This is a genomic window from Moorena sp. (genome assembly GCF_982860115.1).
The window spans coordinates 30,472-43,247 of the sequence record NZ_CEYLVT010000038.1; the positions used below are offsets into that span (position 1 = coordinate 30,472).

Sequence of the window (12,776 nt, forward strand, 5' to 3'; positions counted from 1 at the left end):
TATCAACAGCTTTTGCTGAACTAGGGTATAGTAATTTGGAAGGTTTATTATCTACCTTAGATTCGTATTAAATGTTAATGGTAAACTTTTTAACCCTCTGAGGGTAATACTTTCACGCCAATCTAACTTATCTGTAGCTAATTGTATGTTAGCTAAATCTTGTACTATAGTATTAATCGCGATTTGCCCCTGTACTCTAGCAATAAAGGCACCCAAACAGAAATGAATACCCCCACCAAAAGGAAGATTACGGTTAGGACGTTTAACATTAAGAATATCAGGTTCTGGAAATTGGTCAGGATCGCGGTTAGCTGCACCTAGACAGAGAATTACTTTATCACCCTGGCGAATAGTTTTATCTCTCATCTTCACCTCTTCTGTCGCTAAACGGGCAATTACTTGCACTGGAGTGTCATAGCGTAATAATTCTTCGACTACTTGATTGGTAATCTCAGGGTTGTTTTTGAGTTGTGCTAGCTTGTCTGGGTGTTGTATTAAAGCTAGTATAGCATTACCGATGAAGCTTTTAGTTGTTTCTTGCCCTACAATCAGTAACATAATACAGAAACCTAAAATCTCATCCTCACTTAATCCATTTTCTTGGTCTTTTAGTCTTTGTAATTGGCTAATTAATCCTTGGTTAGGATATTGGCGTTGTTGTGCCATAAAATCTAATAAGTATTCTCTGGCTTCAATCGCTATTTCATTTTGTCTCTGGTAACCTTCTAGGGACATCGGTTGATCGAAGACAAAAAATAAATCATAAGACCAGCAAATTAATTTTTCAAAATCTTCAGTAGGTAAACCCAAAATATTGGTGACAGTCAGTGCAGGTAGGGGACTAGCTAAGTCCTTAATTAAATCTATTTTGCCATCAGGTTTGACCTTGTTTAATAAGTCGTTGACATTTGCTTGAATCAAGGGACGCATTAACTCCACACTACCAGGAGAAAAAACCTTGCTCACTAAACCCCTTAATCTAGTATGTTCGGGGGCTTTTTGAAAAAATAGCCACTTATCCACGGTTTTAGAAAGAGTGTAGAGGTCTCCCTGTTTGAGATAAGAGCTTTTATTTTGAAGACGAAGGGGTAAATCGTCTACTTGAAAACGAGGATCTTGGAGTAGGCTTTTTACATCATCATAACGAGTTATCACCCAAGCATTAAGCAAACTCCAGTGAATAGGATCTTCTCTTCTTAATTTGGCATAAGTCGGATAGGGATTTTGATGAAATTCAGCCGCAAAAGGATTAAATATTAGTTTCGTTGGGTTCATTTTCGATTTTTTCTTCTAAATATTGGATTAATTCAGGAATATTGGAACATTCCCAGAACAAAGTTGGTTGTAACTCCAAATTTAGCCAGGTTTCTAATTCACCTGTAAGAGTTAAAGCTACTGAAGAATCTAATCCGTATTCAACAAAGGAGTCATTCACATCAATCTCATCAGGTAATACATTCAGATAATGAGCTATATGGGAGACAAGCCAAGTTTCGAGCTCTTCTTTAGTTGAAACTAATTTTTGTTTTTGCAAATCTTTTTTAGACTTAGTTTTATATGAAAATAACTGTTGTGTTACTCCATTTTTGACTTGCTCCAACTGCATTGCCAATGCTGTCGGTAAATGTGGTAAGTCCATTTCCTGAAGATTGATCGTCCATTCTCCAACGACATCTAGACTTTTATTTAAAAAACCAGTTCTACAAGCATGATGCTGAATTTTACCACTGGATGTTTTTGGGATACTTCCTGTCTTGAGCAAAACTACAGCGTAAACCTGCAAATCATGTTCTTCACTTACCGCCTTGCGAACTCCTTTAACTACTTCCTGTGTATTTAACTTTCTGAGGTAACTTCGTTCTACCTCGCAAGCAACAACTAAGCGCTCCTCTCCTTCTATTTCTACAGAAAAGGCAGCACTACAATGACTTCGTAGAGAATTGTTGCTGTTTTCGACAGTTAATTCAATGTCTTGGGGATAATGATTACGACCTCTAATTATAATTAGATCCTTTAGTCTTCCTGTAACAAAAAGTTCTCCATTACTAAAAAATCCTAAGTCCCCTGTACGTAAAAAAGGGCCTTCCCCTGTATCCTTTAGATAAGCTTGAAAGGTTTCTTGTGTTGCTTGGGGGCAATTCCAATACCCAGAAGTTACACTGCCACCGCTAACCCAAATCTCTCCTACTTGTCCTGGTTCACTCGGAGTTAAGGACTCTGGGTTAACGATAATTACTGTTGTGTCCAGGTAAGAATGACCAACACCCACCAACTTTAGACTTTCTGGGGAGTAAATCTCACTCTGTACTACCGAATTTTGTTCTAAATCTTTAGCTTTAACTCCGTGAATCAATGGCTGTTGATTCTTTTCACCACCGGTAGCCAACAGGGTAGTCTCCGCCATGCCATAGCAAGGATAAAAGGCTCTGTAGTTAAAACCACAGTTCGCAAATTTTTTACCAAATTGCTTCAGAGTTTCTGCCCGTACTGGTTCTGCCCCATTGAAAGCCACATTCCAACTGCTCAAGTCAAGATTTGTTAATTGTTCTTCTTCAATTTTTTTGACACATAAATCATAAGCAAAATTGGGTCCGCCACTGGTAGTCGCTCTATAGTTATAAATCGCCTTTAACCAACGAATCGGCTTCTGCATAAATGCCACTGGAGGCATCAGAATACAGGGAATTCCCAGATACATTGGCTGCAGGACATTACCAATCAATCCCATATCATGGAACAAAGGCAACCAACCTACAAAGATAGTCTGCTCCCTATGACCAAAAGCAGTCTGAATCAACTGCTGGTTGTGGATGATATTGCCATGGGTCACCATCACCCCTTTCGGTGTTCCCGTGGAACCGGAAGTATATTGCAAAAACGCTAAACTCGACCCTGTCACTGATAATGGTGCAAACTCTTGGCGATCAGCAACAATGGTATCGGTAGCTATCAACTTCAACTGAGCTAACTCGGCATCACTTGCCCACCTTTGCTCAAGGTCAGCCAATATCGATGTGGTAGTCAGTGCAATACACGCTTGGGCATTATTAACAATAGAAAGCAACCGAGATAGTTTCTGATTGCGTCTGGGAGGATAAACCGGAACCGCCACTACCCCGGCATATAAGCAGCCCATAAAAGCGCTAATGAACTCTAATCCAGAAGGGTATAAGAGTAAAGCTCGTTCTCCTGGCATTGATTGGAGATGAGATGCGATCGCTCTGGCTTGTCTATCTAATTCCCCATAGGTAAGACTGTGTGATTCGGTTTCTCCGTCAAGGAGAAAGATATAGGCGAGCTGATTAGGTTGAGCTTGCGCTCTTTCGCCTAATAAATCAACTAAAGTCAAAAAGTTTGACTCCCCATTGGGGAAATCATTTACACAACTCGTCACTATGCTATTCCCTTAACAAGCAGTTCAAAAAAGTCAGATGCTTTGAATGTAATAATCAAGTTATAAATTCACAATTAAGCCAAGTAATAGTTGAATTATTTAGCTTATTCACGGCTCGTAGCTTGGCTTAGTTTGTTATCGATTCAGGTGCTTATTAGGTAAGATTATTACTACTTTAATAAGCCCGATAATTGAGCGAATATGTCTTGAAAATAAGAGCACATAATCAGATCATACAATAATACCATATTATGTTTTTTTTAATCTATAAATTAAGCTTTTATCACTCAGATTATGGATAGTTTATCAATAGTTTTTGTTCAGGAAACCGCCATGATAATAAGTTGTCATAAAACCAGGATAATTTTAAGATATACGAATGAATGGTATAAGTGTATTTTTTTAAACAAAATTTTACACTTTTGCTTATTTTTACAATATTTATAGGTATATTCTGGAGGACTGACTATATTGTCGTTTTAGTTACACCTCTTTTGTCAGTCCTAAATCTTGGTAGCAGGAACAAACTTAGTCCCGGAAGCGGTCAAACTAGTGCAGGGGGGCAGAAATAATACCAATTCTTGAAAGTAGGACTACAGATGCAGATGGGGAGATGTCAATTTGAACCTAAAATCGCTAGTCTAACTGGTAGTAACGTTCTTTAGTTTCCTTATGGCTACCTTGCGCTTACATCCTCTCGGACCCAAACTAAGCAAGTGGATGATCATAGCATTATCCGCTGCTATACTCCCCTTATGTTTTGCTAGTGTGACCTTATCCCAATCAAGTGATAATGATAATCCCAATCCATTGGAACTGACTGCTCCTGATCCCCTCCTTCCTTCCTTATCCCCAGACGAACCTCTCAACCCTTCCGAACGTTCTAGACTCAAGGAAGCGTTGGATGAACTGAATGCTGAAGCTGAAGCTGAATTCAAAGCTGGTAATCAATCGAAAGCCTTTGACATCTGGTATCGGGAAATCCGGCTGCGGCGAGTGCTAGGGGAGCCAGTGGCAGAAGTGCAAACGTTGGGCAGAGTAGGAGGAGTTGCCTGGAATGAAAACAATAAGCAGTCAGTGCAACTAATTACGGCACGCTTGGAAGAGATTCAGCAGGAAAATGAAGCACAAGACTCGATCAATCTGCCATTGTTAAAAGCTTTGGGTAAGGCTTATGAACAGATCCGAGTGCCAGGACAAGCGTTGACAGTCTATGAGCAAATTCTCGCTGATGCTCGAAACGAGGGCGATATGGCAGCGGTTGAGGCTACCTTGAAGACTATGGGTGAATTGCACATGGCTTGGTTTGATTATCCCAAAGCAGCAGAAACCTATGAGGAATTACTGGCTCAAGCTCAGAGCGATGTTCCTTTGGAACCGCTTCGCGAACGCATAAATCAAGAAGTGGCTTATTTACAACAGCTAGCTTATATCTACGACCAAGACCAACAACCAGACCAGGCATTGCCCAAAAAGCAGCAATTAGTGGACATTTACCTCAGTCAAGGCAATGATAACCTGATTCCAGCCCTGAAAATTGCGATCGCATCTGACTACAACAGCCTCAATCAACCAGAAAAAGCTAGTCAAACCTATCAAGAAGCCTATTCCTTAGCCTGGTCTCTACAGCAGTTTGCCCATGCTAGCCAAGCACTACAACCTCTAGCAGAACTTTACCTTACCTCTCAGCAGCCAGAGTTTGCCTTGCAAGTGTATGAGGTTTTGCTTCAAGTTGAACAAAAGTCCTATAATTACTATGGTTTGATGAATACTTACGACAAAATTGGTCAAGTTTATATGGATATGAATAACTATCCTCAAGCCTTAGCAGCATTTCAAAAGGGGCTAGACTTGGCTGAATCATTGCAGCATCGAAAAGCTTATTTTGTCAATAAAATTCAGATAGTCAATCGGCAAAATTTGTAGTATAATTTGATTTCGATAGTTGTTAAACTAACGACTATAGTACAGGGAATCGGGAATCGGGAATCGGGAATCGGGAACTTCCGATGAAGTATTCATTGATTAATTTGGTATCTTTATATCAATGGTGGAAATTACGAGTACAGATCAATTTCATTTCCGTATCTCCCCATTTCCCTATCTCCCTATCTTCCCATCTCTGGAGCTAAACAACCGCCTCACTCCTTACCATTATCTGAATCCTCAGAGTCGATTAACAAATACAACAATGCACAAATAGCAGCAGCAATACCTAAGAATGGAGATTCACTAGAGAGGGTTAGAACTAGTAACACAATTTCCAGAAGGGTTTGGAAGCTTTCGAGATTGTTCATGAAAATTGTTTCAGGTGAACTACAACTTCATCAAACCCTGAGGCTAAAGCAGTTCAGACCTTGGAAGCTATTGAGATCAGGTGAGTTATGGCCAACTTATAATTGATTGCCGACTTGTACCTGAGTTGTACCTGAGTTGGGCTGAGTGACTATAAAAGATAGTTATAGTTTGAGTAGTTCATCGAACCGACAACTATGTCTCGCTCACTCAGAGTTCATCCAGAGTCTATTGACCAGGTTAAATTAGCTCTTAAGCGCAACGGTTATCCTCGCCAGAAAGACTTAGCTGAGGAATTGGAGATATCTCTATCAACCCTCAATAATTACCTCAATGGCCGACCTGTCGATAACCTGAATTTTCAAGAAATTAGTGAAAAATTGGGGCAAGACTGGAAAGCGATCGCTTTTCTAGATCAAGAAAGCACACCCAGCAATAGCAACGTTAATCCAGATCCGTGGACACCGGATTTAGATCAGGACGAGTCTATCCCTGACGTTGACTATTATGTTGAACGCCCTCCCATTGAAAGCACTTGTTATCAAACACTTTTACGTCCAGGTGCCTTGGTGAGAATTAAAGCACCAAGTCTAATGGGGAAGACCTTACTGATAGCTAGAGTGCTGAGAAAGTTGGTTGCCCAGCAGGGCTATCAAACTGTTTATATTAACCTGCACCTGGCTAACCACGCTGACCTTGGCAATCTTAATTCATTACTCAAGTGGTTTAGCTTCTGTGTCAGTGAAAGTTTAGGATTAGCTAATCGATTAGCTGATTATTGGTACGAAGGATTATCGACTAGTAAAATGGCTTGTACCAACTACTTTGAACGGTATTTGCTAAGGCAGGTTAACAGGCCAGTGGTCTTATGTTTGGATGAGGTTGACCGAGTTTTTCCTCATCGTGATGTGGCATCGGACTTTTTAGGAATGCTAAGGGCTTGGCATGAGAAAGCCAAGATGGGTAAACGTTTAGAACGGCTCCGATTAGTGGTGGTTCATTCCACAGAAGTTTATATTCCCCTTAACCTTAACGAATCCCCGTTTAATGTTGGTGTTCCGATTGAGTTACCGGAATTGACCCAAGAGCAAATTATTGAATTAGCGCAACAATACCAACTTGATTGTACAGCATCTGAGGTTGAACAATTGCAGGGGTTAGTAGGTGGACATCCCTATTTAATTGGCGAATGCTTTAACCATCTCAAATTTAATGGTACTGGTTCCCTAGAGAAGGTATTAAACAATGCTGCCACCGAAGCTGGAATTTATCGCAACCATCTACGACACCTCTGGCAGATGCTACAGCAACACCAAGCTTTGGCTGATGCTTTTAAAGATGTGATTGAGGCCAGTTGTCCGATTCCCTTAGAATCCCGATCAGCTTACAAACTACACAGTATGGGATTAGTTCATTTACAAGCACATCAGGTAACTCTCCGTTGTCAGTTGTATCGCGAGTATTTTCAAGCACGATTCCAGGAGACCCAATGATGGAAACCCAGACTATGCAAATTTATCAAGTAGGCGGCGCATTACCCCTTAATGCTAGCAGTTATGTCAAACGTCAGGCCGATGAGGAGTTGTATCAATACCTAAAAGAAGGGGAATTTTGTTATGTGTTAAATTCCCGTCAGATGGGTAAGTCTTCCCTAAAAGTTCAAACCATAAAACGGTTGCAACAAGAAGACATTGTTTGTGCTTCTATTGATATTACCATGCTCGGATCGCAACAGATTCCCCCACGGGAATGGTATGGCGGTTTGATTAGTGGGTTAGTGTCTGAGTTGGAACTCTACGATAGGTTTGATGAATACCATTGGCTTCAACAGCACCAAAAGATTTCTCCGGTGCAGTGCTTTGGTAAGTTTATCAAAGAGGTATTGTTTGAATATATTGCTCAACCAATTGTTATTTTTATTGATGAAATCGATAGTGTTCTGCAATTAAGCTTCAAAGATGACTTCTTTGCCCTAGTTCGAGCCTGTTACAACAAACGGGCAGAAAATTCTGCTTATAATCGCCTTAGTTTTGTGCTGTTGGGGGTGGTGACACCGGGGGATTTAATTGAAGATAAAGACCGAACCCCGTTTAATATCGGACGGGCGGTTGAGTTACATGGCTTTCAACGCCATGAAGTTGAGCCGTTAGTTAGGGGATTGGCGGGACAGGTCAGCAACCCCCAGGCTGTGATCGAGGAAATCTTAGACTGGACAGGAGGACAGCCCTTTCTTACCCAAAAGCTGTGTCAGTTGGTGGTTAGTTCTGCGTCGGTTTTCGATCCCTTAAAACAAGGGGAGAAGGAATGGATTGAGCAATTGGTGCGATCGCATATCATCTCGAACTGGGAAGCTAACGATGAGCCAGAGCATTTGAAGACCATACGCGATCGCATTCTCAGTAATGAGCAACGGTCTGCCTACTTGTTGGAATTGTATCAGCAAGTGTGGCAACAGGGGGAAGTTGTTGCTAATAACAGTTTTGAGGAAGGTAAGTTACAGTTATCTGGATTAGTAGTCAAGCAGAGAGTTGGAGCTTTTCCAGTTCTTAAAGTCTATAACCGTATCTATCATCAAGTCTTTAATCAAGACTGGATTGAACAAGAATTAGCTGCATTACGTCCTTATTCCGAAGGGTTTAGGGCTTGGGTGGCGTCGGGATGTCAGGATGAGTCGCTGTTGTTGCGGGGGAAGGCTCTCAAGGATGCTCAGGCTTGGGCAAAAAGAAAGAATTTAAGTTATTTAGATCAACAGTTTTTGGCGGCTAGTGAAAAGAAGGGGATTGAGGAGCAAATCGCTCAAGAAAAGCTGGAAGCAGAATTAGACAGAGAGAGGAAAGATCGGGCAGCAACCCAGAAGATAAATCAGGTACTAACTGAGGCGAATCGGAAGGCTCAACGGCGGATTCAGATTGGTGCTATGGTGCTAAGTATAGCTGTATTGGGAGCAATTGTTTCAGGAGTAGTGGCAGGAAAGGAAATGATCATGGTAGCGGAAGCTAAAGCTGCTCATAAAATAATCAAAGAAGATATCGAAACCATTCATAGGCTCTCTGAACTTGCTGCAGAACTCCAACACAAGGGGCTGTATTCTGAAGCACAAGAGGCATGGGTTCAAGTCAGTAAGTCTACACTAATCCGAGAAGACAAGCGCAATCTTAAGCAAGCCATGCTCCTAGCTTCAATTTCTTTAGCAAATCAGCAACTTAGTCAGAAGTATCAAGACTTTGAACAGGATAATAAAGCAACCGAACGGTGGAATGAGGCTAGGCAAAGGATTAAACAGATAAAGGAAAAAAATCTCTTACCCTCACAACCCAATCTAGATGTCCCCGAAGAATGGGCAATTCAGGTTCATGTCAAAAGAGTAGAAGGGAGCTTGTTGAGAACAGAAGGTAAGATAGAGGAAGCCTTAAAAGCTTACCAAGAAGCCTTTGATATGCTTGATACTGCTTGGCAAAAGTTTCCGAACGTTGATATCGATACAGAAATTCCTATACCTAGCTTTCTTCCTCAACAACAGTCAATACTCTCAACGAATGCCGTAGAAAATTTTCATCGAGAATACATTGAGTTACTATCTGAAAACGGTCGAGACTATCAAATGGTCAAAGACTCTCTTTTCAATCACTTCCTAGCTGAACTTCACTTCTTTATGAAATCGGCAAACTGGAGAGATGCTGACCTAAAAAATGTTCGTATTATGCTTTACATCGCTGAGCGAGAAAAAGAAGGTTGGCTCGATCTCAAACATATTGAACAGTGCTCCTGCGAAAAGCTACGTACTCTTAACACCCTTTGGGTCAAACACTCAGATGGAAAGTTTGGCTTCAGTGTACAAAAGCAGATCTTAGACAAAATTATTGCTGAGCGTGGCTTACCCAAGGGAGAGTATGATGAATTATTAGATGAAACATGGTACGAGTGGTGGGAAAAAGTAAACTGGTATGCAGAAATTTTCAACAAAAACAAAGCGGAGGAAGGTCACTTACCATTGGCACCGTGGAACACCAAGGAAAATCGTACTGTGACTTTCCGGACAGACTCCCCAGTGACACCTTGGCGCAAGTCTTTTCTGAGTAATCTATTCTCCCGTTGCGACTGGTAGACTTTAACATCCTGTTTATACAGCCTTATTTTAAAATTCCTAGGGATTAGGGAACAAGGAACAAAAATTATTGCAATTACTATACGGATTGCTATAGTTGATCATAGCCACCCTAGTAGAGCCATTATAACCAATTACCCACTAACACAAAAGGAGCCCAAAATACAGGTTCATTAAAGTTAGAGTCTGTCATCAAATCTAGCTGGGCTTTCCGAAGTGCCTCTGCTTTTGTTATCCCTGGTTGTTGCAAGTAATCGTAAAACTTAGTCATTAAAATCGCTGTAGAGTCATCACGCACTGACCATAAACTGCCAATAGTAGATCGCGCTCCAGATCTGACCGCAAACCCAGCTAAACCTAACACAGCTCTGTCATCTCCTATTGCTGTTTGACAAGCACTTAGAACCAGTAAATCAATCCCTCCTTCTCCAACAAATGCTCGGCTACGTAGCACTTGATCCAATTCCTTGACATTGATGCGACCCTCCCAAGTTAGTAGAAACGTATCCTCAGCATTGGAGCTAAATTGACCATGGGTCGCCAAGTGTACTACATTTCTTTTACTATTCATTTCCCTGGCAAAGTTGCTGCGGGTGAATTCCTGATTGACTAGTACCGAGCCTGACAGGTTTCTGGTAATTTGTTCAATCTCATCTTTCACACTCGGTAAAGGCCGAAAGCCTTGACGAGCTTCGCTTAAGCCCGCACTAACCATACTCCATTGCTGTTGACGTAAGGGTTGTGGCTCTAGGAGTTGTAAACCGATAGATAGGGAAAGATTATATTTTTCTACTAAAAATTGGTCCCCATCATGTAAAGCTGCCATCGGGATTCTACGAAACTTGCCATCAAGCACAAAAACCAGGGTTTTGCTATTGGCTAAGGTTTGATTGGCTTCTGCGGGTCGAATTAGCCAGTCATAAACCTGTTTTAATAAAGGTAAGCGTTGCTGGGGAGTGAAAACAGGATGGAAATAGCTTAACAATGTTCTGAGAGTATTCTCTACCTCTGCTGCTGGTATAGGAGTAGCATAGTAGTCGAGGGATTTACCTGGTGCGGAAACAATCACTGCTAAACGGTCAGGTAAAATAATCGGATAGATAACCGTTGCATTAGGATCAATTTCATCAATTTTTGCAGTCTGAGTATCCAAGCAAGCTTCATGAAAATAGTTATCCAGTTCAGCTAGTTGCAGAGATTCAATCAACTCCCGGGCTTGGGCTAAATCAGCTTGAGTAGGAGTCCCCTCTAGCAACAGTGCTACAAATTCCCGGTAAACTGGCTCGACACTTTCTCGGAAAGAAAACTGAAGATCTGGGTTGATAGCAACTAAATCACCCCTGAGAGATTTTAAAGCATTGACCGCTTCAGTGTAAGCTGCTACGGCATGGTCAGGTTGTTGTTGTTGTTTGAATAGTTTTCCTAACTGCCAAGCGGCTTGGTAAATAATATCCGTAGATTGAATACTTTGAGCAATGGTTAAAGACTGCTTGGTGAGGCGAATTGCTTCGGATAATTGACCCTGTTGACCATAAAGTTTTCCCCACTCCCGAAGAGCATAGGCTTCAGCTTGGGGGTCTTTCAAGACTTTAGCTGACTTGACCGCTTGGACTAGCAATTGATTCAATTCTTGAGAATTTAGGGGTTGCTGCTGCGCTTCTATTTTGTCCAAATTAGCGGCCAGGTTAACCGTTCCATAGATAGAAGCACGAGTAGCAGGTAATTCCCTCAATTGACCTTGAATTTGGCCTACTAGGGTATTTACCTGTTGCCATTGTTCCGATTGAATAAACAGGCGCAGTAGATTGAGTCGAGCTTGCAAGCGGTCTAGGGGATTAAGGGCTGTTTGTTCCCCTTGTTGAAAATAGCTTAGTGCAGCCTCAGTATCCCCGGCATAGGCAGCAGTATTTCCCAGACTGAGCAAGATAGCACTAATTTCAGGAGCAGCCTCTAGACGTTTAGCGATCGCTAAACTTGACCCTAGCACCTCCTGACTAGCAGCAAAATCCCCAACCATTTGTAACGCCAATCCTAAACTCCTGAGTCCACTGGCTTTCAGTACCGAATCCGGTTTAGCAGCTAGTTGCTGGTTTATCTCTTCCAACAGACCTTTCGAGCGGCGATAGAACCCTAAACTTTGCAGGGCTTGGGCTTGATTAATTTTACTCCCTAATGCCCCCATTTCATAACCTGCTTGCTCGTAAAACTCCTGGGCTTTTTCCCAAGTCTCTAAAGCAGTTTGAGCTTGTCCAGTATAGAGCAGTAATTTACCCTGAGTGTTAAGGACTTTTGCCCAGATCAGAGGGTCAGCTTCAGGAGCAGACTGCAAGAGCTTGATGCTTTCAGTAATTGTTTGCTCAGCAACATCCCATTGACTTAGTTCTTGGTAAGCCAAAGACAAATAACTCAAACTTAGGATTTGTTTGAGATCATCCCCTTTCACTCCATAATTTTCAACCGCTTCACTCCATGCTGCTGCTGCTTTAGCAAACTGTCCTGCCTTGTAATAGTTTCTGCCCGTTGCTAAGGGGTCATAAACCGATCGCGAAGCGTGGCCAAAGGCCTTTTGTGCGATTTCTTTTGTATCAACAAATCCTTGATCTGGGAAAGATAATTGTTCAACAACAGCCTGTACTGGTGTCGGGATAACTATTCCCCATAAACCCAGTAATCCTAAGATTGATAAGGTAATTTTTAAGTCGAATTTCCTAGTCAACACCTCTGCCCATTCCCCATTAATTATTTATTTATTCCCAACACAATTTGTTCGTTGATAAACCGGCGGTTTTATGGTACCTTCAACTATAGCCACTAATTCCATATTTCCGTTTTCATCAACCATTAAGGCATTGGCTTCAATGATAGGTTCGCGCTTAGTTCTAATGGCTGCATCCTGACCTTGTCGCGCTTGTCTGTTCCTACGCTTACGATTTCCTGGCCAATCGTCTACATCAACCCAGACTCGACTAGTTTTCTGGTAAT

At 41.7% G+C, this 12,776-nt stretch carries 8 protein-coding genes; 3 read left to right on the forward strand and 5 right to left on the reverse strand.

Features of this window, described 5'->3' with window-relative positions; translation table 11 throughout:
- Positions 1-51 precede the first annotated feature (51 nt).
- Together AC4II3_RS09250 and AC4II3_RS09255 are read right to left on the reverse strand one after the other, a co-directional pair.
- Complete coding sequence (locus AC4II3_RS09250) at positions 52-1,275, reverse strand: cytochrome P450 (protein WP_488015321.1); 1,224 nt, start codon at positions 1,273-1,275, stop codon at positions 52-54.
- Entirely contained in the window at positions 1,250-3,394 is a 2,145-nt protein-coding gene (locus tag AC4II3_RS09255) for an AMP-binding protein (protein ID WP_488029254.1), read from the reverse strand. Before AC4II3_RS09255 ends, AC4II3_RS09250 begins: the two co-directional genes overlap by 26 nt.
- Positions 3,395-4,066: 672 nt before the next feature.
- On the opposite strand from AC4II3_RS09255, the gene AC4II3_RS09260 reads away from it, so the two are divergent.
- Positions 4,067-5,320: a tetratricopeptide repeat protein gene (locus tag AC4II3_RS09260; protein WP_490722806.1), complete on the forward strand. Its 1,254-nt coding sequence runs from the start codon at positions 4,067-4,069 to the stop codon at positions 5,318-5,320.
- 215 nt (positions 5,321-5,535) lie between these two features.
- On the opposite strand, the gene AC4II3_RS09265 is transcribed toward AC4II3_RS09260, so the two are convergent.
- Positions 5,536-5,691 carry a hypothetical protein gene (locus AC4II3_RS09265; RefSeq protein WP_488015686.1) on the reverse strand — a complete coding sequence of 52 codons (156 nt, stop codon included), beginning with the start codon at positions 5,689-5,691 and terminating at the stop codon, positions 5,536-5,538.
- Between the two features lie 195 nt (positions 5,692-5,886).
- On the opposite strand from AC4II3_RS09265, the gene AC4II3_RS09270 reads away from it, so the two are divergent.
- Entirely contained in the window at positions 5,887-7,182 is a 1,296-nt protein-coding gene (locus AC4II3_RS09270; RefSeq protein ID WP_488015684.1) for an AAA-like domain-containing protein, read from the forward strand.
- Positions 7,131-9,794, forward strand: a complete 2,664-nt coding sequence (locus tag AC4II3_RS09275) for an AAA-like domain-containing protein (protein WP_488015682.1) — start codon at positions 7,131-7,133, stop codon at positions 9,792-9,794. Before AC4II3_RS09270 ends, AC4II3_RS09275 begins: the two co-directional genes overlap by 52 nt.
- 124 nt (positions 9,795-9,918) lie before the next feature.
- Here AC4II3_RS09275 and AC4II3_RS09280 read toward each other — a convergent pair whose 3' ends face one another.
- Both AC4II3_RS09280 and AC4II3_RS09285 read right to left on the reverse strand, forming a co-directional pair.
- Positions 9,919-12,510 (reverse strand): CHAT domain-containing protein, encoded by a 2,592-nt coding sequence (locus AC4II3_RS09280; RefSeq protein WP_490722807.1) that lies wholly within the window; start codon positions 12,508-12,510, stop codon positions 9,919-9,921.
- A gap of 27 nt (positions 12,511-12,537) precedes the next feature.
- On the reverse strand, positions 12,538-12,776 hold a 239-nt coding region (locus AC4II3_RS09285), incomplete at its 5' end, for a hypothetical protein (protein WP_488017293.1).

Excerpts from the sequence above, each read along its gene's own strand:
- AC4II3_RS09250 (WP_488015321.1), bottom strand. The coding sequence starts at position 1,275 with ATGAACCCAACGAAACTAATATTTAATCCTTTTGCGGCTGAATTTCAT.
- AC4II3_RS09260 (WP_490722806.1), top strand. The coding sequence starts at position 4,067 with ATGGCTACCTTGCGCTTACATCCTCTCGGACCCAAACTAAGCAAGTGG.
- AC4II3_RS09265 (WP_488015686.1), bottom strand. The coding sequence starts at position 5,691 with ATGAACAATCTCGAAAGCTTCCAAACCCTTCTGGAAATTGTGTTACTA.
- AC4II3_RS09270 (WP_488015684.1), top strand. The coding sequence starts at position 5,887 with ATGTCTCGCTCACTCAGAGTTCATCCAGAGTCTATTGACCAGGTTAAA.